This window comes from Actinoallomurus sp. NBC_01490, from assembly GCF_036227085.1.
Taxonomy (GTDB): Bacteria; Actinomycetota; Actinomycetes; order Streptosporangiales; family Streptosporangiaceae; genus Actinoallomurus; species Actinoallomurus oryzae.
Map to the genome: position 1 here is coordinate 7,082,921 of NZ_CP109433.1, position 14,963 is coordinate 7,097,883.

Sequence of the window (14,963 nt, forward strand, 5' to 3'; positions counted from 1 at the left end):
CCACACACCGGCCGGGCATCGGGTCTCCGCATGTCCTGGCGGTCACGACACGGAAGAGATCTCACTGTGCCCACTCTCGCCATCATCGGCGCCGGCCCCGGCATGGGCCTGGCCATCGCCCGCACCTTCGGCAGCCGCGGCTTCGACGTCGCCCTGATCGCCCGTACCAAGGAGAAGCTGGAAACGCTGGTCGACCAACTCGGCCAGGAAGGCATCACGGCCGCCGCGTTCCCCGCCGACATCCTCGACCGCGCCTCACTGACCGACGCCCTGGATGAGGTCAAGGCTCGCTTCGGCGGCATCGACGTGCTGGAGTATTCGCCGGCCCCGCACTCCCCGGTGCCCGGCCTCACCATGGCCACTCCCTCGCAGGTCACGGTCGACAATCTGCAACCGATGATCGAGTACGGCTTCTACGGCGCCGTCACCGCGGCCCAGGCGGTACTGCCCGCGATGCGCGAGGCGGGCGCCGGGACCCTGCTGTTCACCACCGGCGGCGGTTCCGTGGACCCGGTGCCGATGCTCGGGAACGCCAACGCGGCCCAAGCGGCCCTGCGCAACTGGGCGATCAACCTGAACAAGGAACTGACCGGCACCGGCGTGTACGCCGCCCACGTGGCGATCAACGTCTGGATCGGCGAGGGCGTCGTGGACGCCCCGGAAGGCAGCCCGACGGCCACACCCGAGCAGATCGCCCCCCTGTACTGGAACCTGCACGAAAACCGCGACCGCTCCGAGGCCGTCTTCAACGCCTGACCGGCCGACTCAGCCCGAACCTGTGCTCCAGCGCCCGCCCCGACATCCCAGCCTTGGAGTCACGCCGAATCGCCGCGGTCCGTACAGGGATTAGGGGTATTGATGGATTTGGGCACCAGCAGATCGACGGCATACTCAACGAATTCGACAGGTTCCAAGACGACATCGAGCGCATCCCATCCGGATCGGATAGGGCGGGATGCCGGACGACGTCGCGCGGTATCGCACCGCCGGGGGGATCAGGGAGTCGGCAGCGCGCCATCCCCAGCGCACGGCCGGCCGTAGCTCGGCTCCGCTCGTACCGACGGGATCCGGTCGGCGGCGAGGACGCTACCGTCGCTCGTCGCCGTCTGGCCGCGTACTCGGCCGGCGGCCCGCCCGCGCGAGCTACAGGCTCGCGCGCCTTTCACGCACATGTCAGAGCCGAATTCCGGTATCCGAGTGCCGAAGATCCGACCCGCTGACGCACGGAGGGCTCATGGATGATCGAGAGCGAAGATTCGGGCGTGAAGGCTTTGTAGGAAAGCAGCCCTTCGGCGAGCGTCCGCATTTGCTACCGCTGATGATGACGACGTTGTCGGCCTCCAGAACTTGCTACGGCCGGAGGGACATACCCAATTCCCGGAACGCCGCGCCGGCATACGAATCGCTCGACGCCTGGGTGTGCACCTGACGAAACTCTTCAATGAGCCGTGTCACATGCCGGCCTCGCCGCCACGGGGCGAGGACGTGATAGCCGACATGGCCGCCTACCTCGGCCAGTTCCGGCGTCAGGCGATGTCGGGACGATGAGCGTGCGCATGCCAAGAAAGCCGCCCCAGCCCGCCCACGCACGAGCTGAGGCGGCTTCGAACTCCGGTTCGGCTGAACCTATGCGAAGGGGAGGTGGCCGGTGAAGGCCGTTGTGAAGGACGTTCCCTTGGCGAGGTGCTCGAGGTAGCGCGGGTCGCTCACTTCAGTGGTGAAGCGTGCGGACGGCCCCTTGTCTTCGTCATCCTCAGCCGGATCGTCTTCGCTGATCTCGAATGAGACGATGATCTCTGTGGTGCGCTGTGCGAACTCGGCGGGCTGGGGAGCGAGCTGAACGAAGTGAATTCCATTCGAGATGCCCATCCCGCCGTAGGGGTGAAGCCGGCCCTTGTAGAACTCCTCCGCCTTGACGCGCGGTACGCGTAGATTTGTGGAGCCGTCCTCCAGCAGATAGCCCTCCTCATCGACGTTCACCTCCCGGCCGAGATAGAGCTCGAAGAGCTCCTTGAACTCGGCTTCCGTCGCGGCGGAGACAGAACCGGCGCCGGACTGGCTGCGCCGATCCCAAGCATCCATAATGAGCTGCAACCCGAATTCGGGGGCCTCGGAGAATCCGTAGCCGTCGGGACTGCGGTACTGCAGAAGGCCAGTGAGAGTGGTGCCGTCACACGCTTCGATAAACACGTTGAAGATGTCGGTCATGCGCGTGTACTATAGCGATCACGACTGACGGTCTCCCCTGGTCTGGTGCACAAGACCTCAGCGCCGGATGACCCCGCGTAGCACCGCGCCCTCCGTCGACAGGTGGTTGTCCTCGTAATCGAAGCGTGGGCAGTCGGCGAAAATCGGGTACCAGTACTTCACCTGCTCGGACCGGCGTCCAAAGGACACCTGAACTTGGTCGGCTGGAGCCTGACAGCGGTCAGGTGAGATTCCCCGTGGGCGGCCAGTTGGGGATGTGACCGTGGGTGAGTGCTCGTCGCGTGGTCGAGTATCGGCCCTGGGCTTCTGGCCTGGGGGTGCGTCGATGGAGACGAGCGGTAGAGCGGGCGTTGGGGGTTCGATCCTCCGGCGCTGACATCGGCGTGGAGGCGGTGTGGCGGGCCGGTTCCTCGATCGTATGCCCGCGGGGCACGGCGGGGCGATCGTGCAGGTCGCCGATCTTGGGGAAGCCCGTGCGGCGGGCACCGGGGTCCGATAGAGCGGGCCGTGCCACGACGCCCGAGCCCGGCGATCCCCCGCCGGAGCGAGTGGCCTCCCTCTGGCGGGGGGTGATCCGTGACCGCCCGGCTGCGACCTTGGAACACGTCGCACAGCGAAACAGATCGATCGGAAGGTCTCTCGTGGTTTCCGCCACTCCATCAGCGTCCTGGTATGGGCGGGTCCGGGCCGTGTGGGAAGCCGTGCACGCCCCCGTCCCCGGTGTCCCCCGCTGGGCCCGTACGGCCGCCACTGCTGTCCCCTGCACCGTGTTGCCCGCCAGTATCTGGCGGATCGGCATGGAGATCCACGCCACGGTGATCGGTACAGCCGAAGACGGCCGCGGGTCCGTGCCCGTGTGGATGCCGATGCTCGTCTATGTGATCCTCCTTTCGATCGCGTCCGAGTTGCTGGCCATCACGGCGTTCGGGCTGGTCGCCCGTTGGGGTGAGGTGTTCCCGCGCTGGATCCCCGGTCTGCGCGGCCGGAGAGTACCGACACTGTTCGCCGTCATCCCGGCGACCGCGGGCGCCGCGATCCTGACGGTGCTGTGGACAACGTTGGCCGTCGAGGCCGTGATCCAGCGCGACCTCCGAGGCCGCCCGATGCACCCGGGAAACCCGCTCTACGAGCCGGGTGACTGGCAGAGCTGGCTGGTGATCGTCTGCTACGCGCCGCTGGTGCTGTGGGGACCCCTGCTGGGCGCGCTCACCGTTGCGTACCGGCGCCGCAGGAAGCGCTCAACGGCGTTCGCCTGATGTTCACCATGGCGGGGAATGCAAACCGACCACTAACAGGAGCCCTCACCGTCTGAGGGAAGCGGAAAGGCACCATGTGGCGAACATCAGGTACCAGTACTTCATCTGCTCCGCCCACCAGTACCCGGGTGTCAGGTCGCCGAGCTTGACCGGTGAGGCGGTGACGTCCGTGGCGATCGTCCAGCCGTTCGCCACCCGCGAGGCTCGCTTCTGCCGCAGGTAGTAGTCATGCGCCCGCTCGCGGTAGAGCTCCTTGCCGGTCAGCAGCCACAGGTTGAACGCCGCGTCGACGTACTCCGGCCGGAGCTGGTTGCCCGGATCGGTCGCCTTGCCCGTGCCGTAGTCGTACCCCTCCGGCAGCAGCGTGTACGACGACAGCACCGACGCCCACGCCGAGTGGTACGCCTCGCCCTCGCGCAGGTGGCCGCTCTGGCCCAGCAGGCCGGCGTAGAAGCTCGTCAGCTCCGACGTCTCGCGCCCGAGGGCCGCGCCGGTCGTCATGTCGGCCCGGTGGCGATCGGTCCGATACGTCAACGACTCAGGGATCCGTTCGGTGGAGGGATGCCGGTGGGCCATCGATAGGGGTTAGGTCGCCCGATTCGGTAAGGGCGGCGGGCCGGAGGGCCTCGGCGACTTCTCGTTCCTGTTCTTTCCGGACCATCGGAACATCCTGAAGATCGACCGCAACCCGCAAGGCGTACTCGGCCATGCCGCGCACGTTCTTGTCGCGAGACGCGGCGGCCCGCCGGAGCAGGTCGTGGCTTTCCTGCGAGATCGGCGCTCCACCGACCGCCATCGCGAGCCCGACCAGAATCTGTGCGTCGCTGCCGGACCGAGTGTGATTTGGGCGCGAATACTGTGCTCGTCCCACCCACCTAGCCGGTCACCGACCACCTGCCGGATCGCCACGCCGGCCTCAGCGCTCGCCGGACTCGGACGAGTACAGCGTGGCCAGCACCTCGATGCCGACCCCCCGCTGCCGTACCGAAAGAATTCTTGCCGGTGGCTTCAGCAACCGCTTCGAGGAGTTCCTCGTTTACCTGCGCGTCGTACGGCACGGCAAGCGCGCACCTGACCAAATTCATTCCACGGCTTCACATCGAGGGCCAAGCATGACCACAAATACTGATGACCAACAGAACCCTCTACGGAGGGCTGCGAACCGATGCGAGCGTTATGGCGTTCGAGGCCGGGCTGGTAGAAGCGCCGCTCTCCCTTGGGTGCCGACTCAGGGGCGCTCGTTATCCCATAGCATGCTGGAAATCCACCACCGGCCGTTGGTATCGCGGTGGACCTGGATCGTGTTGACCCCGCGGAATGCCGGTTCCGGCTCGTCCAGTGAGTGCTTTCCCTCGTAGGCGCTCCACACGTGGCCGATATTGCCGAACAACCGGATCTCACTTTCGACCTCGATCTCATAGAGGTCGGTCGCGGCGAGCAGCGGCGTGACGTCCTCAATGAACTCATCGAGCGTCAGGACGTTCAGGGTCGGCCGCCCCTGGTCGTCACGTACGGTCCGCATGAGTCGACAGCCGGGATGGAGCACCTCACGGTCTCGCGACCAGTCCCGGGGCCCTGCTGGACCTGAAATCGTGGCGTACATCTCGGCGACCAGCCGGCGGACCTGGTCTTCATCGGTGGCGACGCTCATGATCATAGAATGCCAGCGCGCGACCGGCATTTCAAGATCTTGGGTGATGGCTTGGCGTGAATCGGAACTGTGATTTTTGATTCGCGGCCCGGAAGGGCTAACGATCGTGTGCGGTGAAGTAACGCACAAGGCCCGCACCGGCGATCCCGGGCTAATGGACCGCATGATTCACTGGACCGCACAGGACGTCGTCTCCATCGACGGCGGATAATCGAGGGCAGCGAAAGCAACCCTGACCTGCATCCACCATGCCCTGGCTGCCTTAGTATGCTTCTCCGTGGATTTCGAGCCCCTCCAGGAGGATCCGCGCATTGTTCCGGACGTGATCAACCGGGTCCGTTTCGGCGAGGTGCCTGACGATGTCGACCAATTGCGGCCACGGAGCATATCCGGTGGCCACCACGATCGCTTGACGAATTGCCGGGTCGGAATCACATAGGAGGGAGTTGAATGCGTTGACGACGTCGGCAACCGGATCCGGCGGAGCGGTGTAGGCCGTGGCATAGATCGCCGTCAGCGTGGCATCCCGATCGCCGGGAGTTTCAAGGGCCTGCAGAGCCTCTTCGAATTCCCACAGGTCGCACGACTCCCTGAGTAGACGTTCGGCGGTTTCGACTCCCTCCCCCCTGATGGTGACGAAAGGAAGCCCGGTCAGCGGGTCCTCTATGTAGCGGATATCTGTTTTCTCGTCAGGGGTGATCCACTGGTCGAGATAGATTTCTGCTTTTCGGTTCCCCATACGGTTGAGGAACCAATCGTTGCGTTCGGCGACACGGATCACACTGGGTTCTGCCATGCGTCCCGCCTTGAGCGTCAGACGAACATCGTAGAATCGTTCTTTGTTTGGCATAGTTCAGTATTCCATAGTCCGTATAACGACCACCTGTATTCTTTCACGAGGTCGCGATCCTTCTTGAGCGCTCCTTGCTCTGACTCGGCGACGATCTCGTTCAGTCCGGCCGCTGCCGAAATTGATCCGGACAAACAGGCATTCCATACCCCACATGGTGACGCCGGGCTAGACACGCCGACAGAGCCTCGCCCCCGAAACCGGGCGTGGGGCCCCGTAGAAGAGGTCTCGCAACAAGATCTTCTTCGACCAGAAGGGCTCCACGCGATCGTCCATCGCGCCACGCTGACCGGGAACTCGCACAGTTCGTCGCACGACTGCTGTGGGCCGAACACCGCCGGCGCGGCACCCTCATGGGAGCAGGGCGCTGACCTGTTTCTGCCAGGCCGTGCTGGTGCTGCGCTGGTTCCGCTCGCCGACGGCCAAGCCCTCGACATCGACGCCCGCTCCTACAACATGCTGCTGCGTGCCTTGCGCTGCCTCGGCGAACGTGGCTTCGCCTTCACCTCCGCGAGTTCAGACGGTGAGCATTGTGTACCCCCGGACATCCTGGTGGCCGTGCCGGCCTGCAGTCCATCTCCCATCGAACTCCGCGCGATGCGAACCGATCAGCAGCAGGCGACACTTTCATCGGTGAAAACGTGACGCCGGAGAACCGCCCGGCATCCTCGCCACCGCCGGAAGTCGGCTCATCATCGAACGCGGCGGCTGTGGCGATGAGGACCTCAGCCCTTGTCCGCCGTTGCGGGAAGATGCGTCTCTCCTTGGGGAGCGAGAATGCTTCTCGCCGCGCCCCTCCCCTGGACGGAAATCAGGCGGATTCGATGGGGAGTCCGGCTTCGATCCAGTCCCGGATGCCCTCGCGGTACTTGCGGACGTTGGTGTAGCCGAGAGTGGTGAGCCGGTCAGCGACCTGCCCGCTGTTAGGGCACGCGGGGTTGGAGCAGTAGGTCACGATCGCGGCGTCGAGGTCGGGGAGCAGGGTGGCCGCCTGGGCATCGACATCGTCGCGGGTCAGTGCGAGGGCGCCGGGCAGATGCTGCTGTGCGTAGTACTCACCGCCGAGCGCGTCGATGACGGTCACGGCACCGGCGTCGATGGCCGCCCTGAGTTCGTCACGGGTGATGAGTGCGGTCATGCCACTACCTCCAGAAGATTCGGACTATAGTCCGGTTACAGCTCATGACAGTATCGGACCACAGTCCGCTTCTGCAATGCCGTGGGAACTGCTGCGCACACCGCCCCCGAAGGAACGAGCAGACGCGGCACGTACCCGGGCCGCGGTGCTGAAGGCCGCCGCCCGGCTGTTCCGAACGAGGCGTGGAGGCGGTACCCATGGATCAGGTGGCCGCAGCCGCCGGTGTCGGGCAAGGGCACCCTGTTCCGCCGGTTCGGTGACAAGTCCGGCCTGGCCGCTGTCCTGCTGGACGCCCTGGAGCGGGTACCGCAGGAGGCGATCACGCACGGACCGCCGCCCCTCGACCCCGGGGCCTCGGCCGGCGAGCGGCTCGCCGCATTCGTCAACGCCTACTTCGACTATCTGCTTGAGCACCTGGACCTGATCCGGATGTCAGAGATAGCCGCACCGGGTGCCTAGTACCGGATTGGGGAAAGCGGCAGCATGCGGAGGGCGCCTCTCCGCTGTAATCGGATCATGAATTACGAGGGCACTTTGGCCGAGACCCAGGCGCACTGTTGGCACCAGGAACCCCGTGGCCGGAGACCAGAGAAGGTTTCCCGCTCAGTCTGGTCGCAGTGCTGGACACCGACGAGCTTGCGCCATGGCTGGGCGACCAACTGCCCACCCGGCTCGGCCTGGTCAATGTGTTCTAATCCCAGCCTGACTTCCAGTACCGGGAGGACGATCGATTAGCCGAGCTGATGAGGCCCTACGAACGCTGGTGGGGCCAACGCGACCATCCCCGGGATTGCCAGATCGTACTCGCGCCTCCATCGCGCGCGATCGAGGTCGCGGCTCCGCAGCCGGCGCAGATCCTCGACCGGCGACCACTGAACGCCGCTCCTATCATCACCCTGCCGACGCTGGTGGAGGAGTCCAACGATCCGATTTTGAAAACGTTCGACTTTCGTGCTCTGCCGGACTTCGATGACGACGAACGGATGCTTGGTCCGGACGTGAGGTTCGGCGGGGTTTGGAATGAATTCTGCTCGGAGAAACTGGGGTACCGACCCGGAAACGCTCACGCGTTCGGCTGGCCGCTCATCGACCAGTGGGTAGGGAGACCAGAAGAGGACTACGCGCATCTGCTCACGCTTCCAGGCCGTCTCTTGGACGACGACGACCACGACTGCGGATTCGAGCGCGTCATGGTCTCCCCGGATGATCTTCAAACCGGCAGCTTCACGAGTGCGACGTACGAACAGGATGGTCTTCACTGACCGGGCCTTTCGGCCCCGGCGTCGCGCTGCCATCGTTGACCACGCTCAACCGAACAGCGCACACGATGTCTTGATGCACGATGCCCATCGGCATCACGGCCACTCGTTGATCGCTGCGATATGGATGGTGGCCTGGTAGCGGACAACGAGCTTGTCATAGCCCGTAACGGCAGACACAGCGGCCACCGAAAACCGTCTGCGCAGCCGCTTCTCGATCAGAGCCCACCCGTGAGGCCGGCCTGCTCGACCAGCCGCCCCCAGCGCTCACCGCGCCCGAACTCACTCGCGATCGCCTTCCCCGGCGGAAGGTTCCCCTCAGGCGTGCGGTTAGCCACCGCCCACTGTCACGCCTGCTTCTGGATTCCTGGTCACCTTGAGCGCCACCGCACGGTCCGGCTTGAGTGACCGGCGTAGACCGTGGCCATGCCGTCACGGGCGACCCGGGACCCCACGACGTGGCGCCCGTCGAGCACCCGCCCGTCGAGCACCCGCCCGACGAGTGGATCCACCCGCCCACCGGCGCCTTCCCGATCACCGGCTCAAACGCCCGTTCGATGCTCCGCCGGGCCCTGGCGGATGGTGGCCCGGCACCGGCACCCGCACACCTCAGGGCTTATGTCACTGAATGTGACCATATGGGAAAATCAGGGAAAATCCTTGATTGACCGAATGAATCGGTCTTACTCTCGCGATGCGGGTAAGCGCTTGCCGAACTTTCGCGCAGGCGCCACGGTGATGCGTCGAAGATGCCCCGTGAAGTGCGCGTTTTAGATCAGAAGGGAAGCGCGGCCGCGATGCTGGCGACGCTCAGGCAAAGGTTTGCCGACGATACGAGGGAAAGCGCTTGCCACAGTGTCGTCGCAGCCGTCGCGTCGTCGTTCCTTCCGAGTCGGTGCGCCGCCCCATCACGGTTTCGATCCGCCGATGCCACCAACCGTAGGTGGCAGAAATCCCGAAGTGTTCGAGGAAGGCGAGGCGAGGATGAGACGACCAGGCACATGGCCGGCGATGAGACGGCCGGCGACGGCGGCGAGACGGTCGGCGACACGGTTGCTGCGGGCGGCGCTGGCCGTGACGACGGTGCTCGCCATGGCGGCGGTGGGGATCGCGATCGGCGTGGCCCAGCAGTTACCGCGGGCGGTGGCGGCTTCCAGCGGCGCCACCGGCTACGCGACCCAGAACGGCGGGACCACTGGCGGTGCCGGCGGGCAGACGGTCCGGGCCACGACGGGGACCGAGATCAATCAGGCCCTGTGCGCCAGGACGAGTAGCAGTACCCCGATCATCATCGAGGTCGAGGGGACCATCGACCACGGCAACACCGCCAAGGTGTCGGGCGGCAGCTGTGACACCGCCGATGACCAGATCGAACTCAAGAAGATCAGTAACGTCACGCTCATCGGGGTCGGCGACGGCGCCGTCTTCGACCAGTTGGGCATCCACGTCCGTGAAGCGGACAACATCATCATCCAGAACGTCACCGTCAAGAACGTCAAGAAGTCGGGCTCACCCACGTCCAACGGCGGGGACGCCATCGGCATGGAGAGCAACGTCCACAACGTCTGGGTCGACCACGTCACCCTGGAGGCCTCGGGATGCCCTCGGTGTACGGAGGACCAGGGGTATGACAGCCTGTTCGACCTGAAGGACAACACCCGGTTCGTGACGCTGTCCTACAGCATCCTGCGCGACATCGACCATGCCGGCCTCGTCGGGCACACCGACAGCGACACGTCGAGCACCTACGTCACCTACCACCACGACCTGTACGAGAACATCGGCTCGCGCGCGCCCCTGGACCGTGGCGCCACCGTCCACACCTACGACAACCACTTCGTGAACCTCGGCAAGCCCGGCGTCAACTCCCGGGTCGGCGCGCACATCAAGGTGGAGAACAACTACTTCGAGGACTCCAAGGACGTGCTGGGGACCTTCTACACCAACGAGCTCGGCTACTGGCAGGTCGCCGGCAACATCTACGACAACGTGACCTGGTCCAGCGACGGCGACGAGAACCACCCCGCCGGTCCCGACCCACAGTCCAACACCACCGTCGACATCCCGTACTCCTACAAGCTCGACCCGGCCGCCTGCGTGCCGGACATCGTCGGCCAGACGGCGGGCGCCGGCAAGGGCCTGCGGGTATCGGACGGCGACTGCACGCCGCAGAGCCCGCCACCGACCAGCCCCACACCGCCGTCGAGCGGAGGCGACTGCCCGTCGACGCCCTCCCAACCCGGCGGAACCAACCTCAGCATCGGGGCCGGCTCCGACGGCTCCAGCAAGGCCGACGGGACCGGCTACGGCAACGTGAGAGACGGCGACATGAGCACCTACTGGTCGCCGGACGGCTCGACCGGTCGCATCTCGATCAAGTGGGGCTCGGCCACCACGGTCTCCACGATCAACATTCGTGAGGCGGCAGGGTCCGAGGGCCACATCGGTTCCTGGGAGGTCGTCGATCACGATACCGGTACCGTCCTGACCACCGGCAGCGGGGCAGGGGTCATCACCTTCACCCCGACCACGCTGAGCAAGATCGACTTTGTGGTCAGCGGCTCGACCGGCACGCCGCGGGTCGCGGAGTTCGAGACCTACGCCGATTCGACGACGCAGCCCCCGCCGACCTGCGGACCGACCGGCCCGCCGCCCACCGATCCGCCCGCGTCCGGTGCGTTGTACGTGGCGCCGGGAGGTAGCGATGGCGCGTCGGGCACGGAGTCGGACCCGACCACGCTCTCGTCCGCGATCGGTCGCGTCGGCTCGGGCGGGACGATCTACATGCGCGGCGGGACCTACCACTACTCGCAGCCGATCACCATCGCGGCCGGCAACGACGGCACCTCCGGTGGCCGTACGGTGCTGTCGGCCTACCCGGGCGAGACGCCGATGCTGGACTTCTCCGGCGAAAGCGAGAGCTCGTCCAACCGTGGGCTGCAGCTGTTCGGGTCGTACTGGCATCTCTACGGTCTCGTCGTGGAGAACGCCGGGGACAACGGCATCGCCATCGGCGGCAGCGACAACACCATCGAGCGCGTGGAGACCCGCTTCAACGCCGACACCGGCATACAGCTCTCACGGACCGCCTCGGACACCCCCCAGAGCGAGTGGCCGTCGAACAACCTGGTGATCAGCTGCGAGTCGCACGACAACCACGACTCCAGCGGAGAGAACGCCGACGGGTTCGCCGCGAAGCTGACCTCCGGTCCGGGCAATGTGTTCCAGTACGACGTGGCGCACAACAACAGTGACGACGGCTGGGACCTCTATACCAAGACGGCCACGGGTGCCATCGGCCCGGTGACCGTCGAGGACTCGCTGTCCTACGACGAGGGCACCCTCTCCGACGGCACCACGACCAATGACGGTGACCGCAACGGCTTCAAGCTCGGCGGCGACGACATCGCGGTCGACCATGTCATCAAGCGGAACATCGCGGTGCACAACGGTCACCACGGGTTCACCTACAACGACAACCCCGGCTCGATGACGGTCTCGGACAACGTCAGCATCGACAACGCCGACACCAACTTCCACTTCCCCGAGGGCGACTCGACGTTCCGGAACGACACCTCATGCCGGTTCGACGGGGACGGGCCGAACGACAAGTTCGTGGGTGATGTCGACGGCTCCGACCAGTTCTGGACCGGAGCGAACGGCTCGCGGTGCTCCTCCTACGAGGGTTCCCTGGGCTGGAGCTTCGACTCCGGCGGTCACCTCGTGGTGACCTTCGGCGGTCACCAGGTGACCCCGTAACCGACCCTTCGGCGCACGGGGGCGGCGGTGGCATCCCGTGTCACCGCCGTCCTGCCGCCTCGGCCGGCGAGAGCTTTCCCGGCCGCCCTACCGGCCTCAGCGGAACAGGAGACGACTCGTGATTCGGACCAGATCGCTCGGAACGAGGGGCAGGGCGGTGGTGAGATCGCTGCCCGCGGTCGCGGTCGCCGGCGCCATGGTGCTCACGGCCGGCCCGGCGGCGGCCCACGCGCGCGATCACCGCGGTCCCCGCCCGGCGGCACCGACGCACGTCACGGTGCCGCGCCTCGCGTACGACGACTCGAGCGTCACGCTCACCTGGCGCGGGCCGTCGTCCGGGCCGGCGCCCGTCGATTACCACATCTACGCCGACGGCCGGTTCGTCGGCGACGCCCAGCGTGACAACGACACCGACGCCAAGCGGTTCATCGACCGGTTCTACGCGGACCCGGGCAACGCCGACCAGGTGAAGGTCGTGGAGCAGAACTTCACCGTCACCGGCCTGGAGCCGCACCACCGGTACCGCTTCACCGTACGATCGGTCGCCGCCGACGGCACCGAGTCCAGCGCCGGCAGCGCCGTCACACAGACGACCGCGGCGCCCTCGCACGTGTTCGACGTGACGGAGTACGGCGCCGAGGGCGACGGCACCACCGACGACACCGTCGCCATCCAGAAGGCCATCGACGCCTGCGACAAGGGTGGCACGGTGCTCCTGCCCGCAGGGACGTTCGTGTCGGGCGCGTTGTGGCTGAAGAGCGACATGACCTTCAAGGTCGACGCGGGCGCCAAGCTGCTCGGCAGCACGAACCCGGACGAGTATCCCTACCACTTCCGCCTGTACGACTACTCCACCGACGAGCGCTACTACTCCCTGCTGAACGCGCACACCTACGACTACGGCAGCCTGCACGACATCCGGATCGTCGGCCCCGGCACCATCGACGGCAACGGCTGGAAGCAGAACGGGCTGGACGAGGGCTACTTCCCGGTCTCGGCGAAGAGCAGTTCGAGCACGTGGCAGCAGAACGGGATACTCGCCAAGGCGCAGGTCGAGCAGGCGGGCCAGAAGTACGGCAACCCCACGCCGTACCCGGCTCGGTCCAGCCTGATCACGATGCGCGGCGTGGACGGCGTGTACTACGGCGGCTTCAAGGCGGAGAACCCCTCGGCCCACACCCTGGTCAACCTGCACAGCGATGACGTCACCGTGAACGACGTCAAGCTGCTGACCTACGACGTCAACAACGCGGACGGCATCGAGTTCAGCCACGGCGACGGGCTCACCGTCATCAACGACGTCTTCGACACCGGTGACGACGCGATGAACTTCGCCGCCGGACTCGGCGCCGCCAGCGAGGACCAGCGGCCGACCCGCAACGCGTGGATCGCCGACAACTACTTCCGGCACGGGCACGGCGCGGTCGTCGTGGGCAGCCACACCGGCTCCTGGATCGAGAACGTGCTCGCCGAGCAGAACGTCGTCGACGGCACCGACGTCGGGCTGCGGATGAAGACCGTGCCCACGAACGGCGGCGGCGGCCGCGACGTCGTCTTCCGCGACACGGCCATGAAGGACATCGCCACGCAGGGGTTCATCTTCACCTCCGCCTACAGCGACCCGAACGCGGCCATCGTCGTCGAGCCCGCCCGTCAGCGGGCACGATTCCAGGACGTCACCGTCTCGAACGTGACGGTCGACGGCACCGGAAGCGCCGCGATCGACGTCGTGGGCGTCGCCGACCGGCCACACACCCGGCTGAGCTTCGACGACGTCACCTTCACCGGTGCCGGGCAGGCACAGCTGTCCTACCTGACCGACAGCACGTTCAAGGACGTTCGCCTGAACGGCCTGGACGCCCCATGGGAGATCAAGCACTCCTCGGGCCTGGCGTTCACCGGTGACACCACCACGAGCGGTGTCACCGCCGACGCCGGGCGCCCACCGTCCTGGCCGCCCGAAGCGGCGCTGACCGCCGAGGCGACGGACACGGCACTCACCGTTTCCTGGCCGGCCGCGACGGACGACACGGGCGTCGCCGCCTACGACGTCCTCCTCGACGGCCACATCGTGACGAGCGTCGGCGGCGACGCGACCGGGACGACGCTCGACGGGCTCGGTCCCGCTCTGAAGTACCACGTCTCGGTGGCGGCCCGCGACGCCACGGGCAACTCCACGCCCGGTCCGGACACCGACGCCCGGACCACCGGATCACCCGACCGCACACCGCCGCGGGTCCCGACCGCGTCGGACGCCCTGAAGGTCGACGCCGCGAGCGTGGGTACCACCTGGGGACGGGTCGATTGGACACCTGCGGACGACGACCACGGAGTCGACCACTACGTGGTGCTCCTCAACGGCGACGCGGCCGGCACGGCCGCCGGCGCCGACACCTCTTACACCCTCACCGCCCTGAAGCCCGGCACGACCTACCGGGTCGGCCTGCGGGCCGTGGACGCCGGCGGGAACACCGCCACCTACCCGGCGACGGCGGAGCTGACGACCGGCCCGGCCTACGACCGGGCCGTACCCACCTGGCCGGCCCACAGCCGGGTCCGGGTCGCGAGGATCAGCGCCACCGGCGCCGTCCTCTCGTGGCCGCGGGCGACCGACGACCAGCAGGTCGCCGGATACCGGGTGCTCGTGAACGGGCACCCGGTCGGTGCCGGGCCGTTCACGCCGATCGACACGGCGGTCACCACCCGGGACACCGCGTACACGCTGACGGGGCTCACGCCGGGACGGCGCTACGTCATCACCGTCGAGGCGGGTGACACCGCCGGCAAGTGGACCGGCGGCGGGCCCGGCCGCGTGATCAGGACCTGAGATCCGGGGCAGGTG

Annotated in this window: 15 protein-coding genes; 7 read left to right on the top strand and 8 right to left on the bottom strand. The window is 66.6% G+C overall.

Translation table 11 applies throughout. From position 1 onward, the window contains the following. Positions 1-66: 66 nt before the first annotated feature. A complete protein-coding gene (locus OG417_RS32945) occupies positions 67-756 on the top strand; it encodes an SDR family NAD(P)-dependent oxidoreductase (RefSeq protein ID WP_329236813.1) in 690 nt (229 codons plus the stop codon). 870 nt (positions 757-1,626) lie between these two features. Here OG417_RS32945 and OG417_RS32950 read toward each other — a convergent pair. Next, positions 1,627-2,208, bottom strand: coding sequence for a hypothetical protein (locus tag OG417_RS32950; protein ID WP_329236817.1), 582 nt, complete (start codon positions 2,206-2,208; stop codon positions 1,627-1,629). Positions 2,209-2,265: 57 nt separating this feature from the next. Further along, complete coding sequence (locus OG417_RS32955; RefSeq protein ID WP_329236820.1) at positions 2,266-2,397, bottom strand: hypothetical protein; 132 nt, start codon at positions 2,395-2,397, stop codon at positions 2,266-2,268. 581 nt (positions 2,398-2,978) lie between these two features. On the opposite strand from OG417_RS32955, the gene OG417_RS32960 reads away from it, so the two are divergent. Next, positions 2,979-3,464 carry a hypothetical protein gene (locus OG417_RS32960; RefSeq protein ID WP_329236823.1) on the top strand — a complete coding sequence of 162 codons (486 nt, stop codon included), beginning with the start codon at positions 2,979-2,981 and terminating at the stop codon, positions 3,462-3,464. Between the two features lie 45 nt (positions 3,465-3,509). Here the strand turns inward: OG417_RS32960 and OG417_RS32965 are convergent, their stop codons facing one another. From OG417_RS32965 to OG417_RS32980, 4 genes are all read right to left on the bottom strand, one after another. After that, positions 3,510-4,040: a glycoside hydrolase family 47 protein gene (locus tag OG417_RS32965; protein ID WP_329236826.1), complete on the bottom strand. Its 531-nt coding sequence runs from the start codon at positions 4,038-4,040 to the stop codon at positions 3,510-3,512. Then, on the bottom strand, positions 4,003-4,335 hold the full coding sequence (locus OG417_RS32970; RefSeq protein ID WP_329263161.1) for a hypothetical protein: 333 nt from the start codon (positions 4,333-4,335) through the stop codon (positions 4,003-4,005). The genes OG417_RS32965 and OG417_RS32970 overlap by 38 nt, the downstream gene beginning before the upstream one ends. 357 nt (positions 4,336-4,692) lie before the next feature. Next, on the bottom strand, positions 4,693-5,115 hold the full coding sequence (locus OG417_RS32975; protein ID WP_329236829.1) for a hypothetical protein: 423 nt from the start codon (positions 5,113-5,115) through the stop codon (positions 4,693-4,695). Positions 5,116-5,377: 262 nt separating this feature from the next. Beyond that, entirely contained in the window at positions 5,378-5,965 is a 588-nt protein-coding gene (locus OG417_RS32980) for a HEAT repeat domain-containing protein (RefSeq protein WP_329236832.1), read from the bottom strand. A gap of 63 nt (positions 5,966-6,028) precedes the next feature. On the opposite strand from OG417_RS32980, the gene OG417_RS32985 reads away from it, so the two are divergent. Then, positions 6,029-6,610, top strand: coding sequence for a hypothetical protein (locus OG417_RS32985; RefSeq protein WP_329236835.1), 582 nt, complete (start codon positions 6,029-6,031; stop codon positions 6,608-6,610). 166 nt (positions 6,611-6,776) lie between these two features. Here the strand turns inward: OG417_RS32985 and OG417_RS32990 are convergent, their stop codons facing one another. Then, positions 6,777-7,103 carry a rhodanese-like domain-containing protein gene (locus OG417_RS32990; RefSeq protein WP_329236837.1) on the bottom strand — a complete coding sequence of 109 codons (327 nt, stop codon included), beginning with the start codon at positions 7,101-7,103 and terminating at the stop codon, positions 6,777-6,779. Between the two features lie 222 nt (positions 7,104-7,325). Between OG417_RS32990 and OG417_RS32995 the strand changes: the two genes are divergently transcribed. Together OG417_RS32995 and OG417_RS33000 are read left to right on the top strand one after the other, a co-directional pair. After that, positions 7,326-7,562 carry a hypothetical protein gene (locus OG417_RS32995; RefSeq protein ID WP_329236840.1) on the top strand — a complete coding sequence of 79 codons (237 nt, stop codon included), beginning with the start codon at positions 7,326-7,328 and terminating at the stop codon, positions 7,560-7,562. A gap of 284 nt (positions 7,563-7,846) precedes the next feature. After that, positions 7,847-8,365: a hypothetical protein gene (locus OG417_RS33000; RefSeq protein ID WP_329236843.1), complete on the top strand. Its 519-nt coding sequence runs from the start codon at positions 7,847-7,849 to the stop codon at positions 8,363-8,365. Between the two features lie 368 nt (positions 8,366-8,733). Here the strand turns inward: OG417_RS33000 and OG417_RS33005 are convergent, their stop codons facing one another. After that, complete coding sequence (locus OG417_RS33005) at positions 8,734-8,874, bottom strand: hypothetical protein (RefSeq protein WP_329236846.1); 141 nt, start codon at positions 8,872-8,874, stop codon at positions 8,734-8,736. Between the two features lie 499 nt (positions 8,875-9,373). On the opposite strand from OG417_RS33005, the gene OG417_RS33010 reads away from it, so the two are divergent. Both OG417_RS33010 and OG417_RS33015 read left to right on the top strand, forming a co-directional pair. Continuing rightward, the gene (locus OG417_RS33010; protein WP_329236849.1) at positions 9,374-12,121 is read left to right on the top strand and encodes a pectate lyase family protein; all 2,748 of its coding nucleotides are present in this window, start codon (positions 9,374-9,376) and stop codon (positions 12,119-12,121) included. Positions 12,122-12,278: 157 nt separating this feature from the next. Then, positions 12,279-14,948 carry a fibronectin type III domain-containing protein gene (locus OG417_RS33015; RefSeq protein WP_329236852.1) on the top strand — a complete coding sequence of 890 codons (2,670 nt, stop codon included), beginning with the start codon at positions 12,279-12,281 and terminating at the stop codon, positions 14,946-14,948. Positions 14,949-14,963 lie beyond the last annotated feature (15 nt).

Bases quoted from the DNA above. Each gene is read 5' to 3' on its own strand.
- OG417_RS32950 (WP_329236817.1), bottom strand. From the start codon at position 2,208: ATGACCGACATCTTCAACGTGTTTATCGAAGCGTGTGACGGCACCACT.
- OG417_RS32965 (WP_329236826.1), bottom strand. From the start codon at position 4,040: ATGGCCCACCGGCATCCCTCCACCGAACGGATCCCTGAGTCGTTGACG.
- OG417_RS32975 (WP_329236829.1), bottom strand. From the start codon at position 5,115: ATGAGCGTCGCCACCGATGAAGACCAGGTCCGCCGGCTGGTCGCCGAG.
- OG417_RS32980 (WP_329236832.1), bottom strand. From the start codon at position 5,965: ATGCCAAACAAAGAACGATTCTACGATGTTCGTCTGACGCTCAAGGCG.
- OG417_RS32990 (WP_329236837.1), bottom strand. From the start codon at position 7,103: ATGACCGCACTCATCACCCGTGACGAACTCAGGGCGGCCATCGACGCC.
- OG417_RS33000 (WP_329236843.1), top strand. From the start codon at position 7,847: ATGAGGCCCTACGAACGCTGGTGGGGCCAACGCGACCATCCCCGGGAT.
- OG417_RS33010 (WP_329236849.1), top strand. From the start codon at position 9,374: ATGAGACGGCCGGCGACGGCGGCGAGACGGTCGGCGACACGGTTGCTG.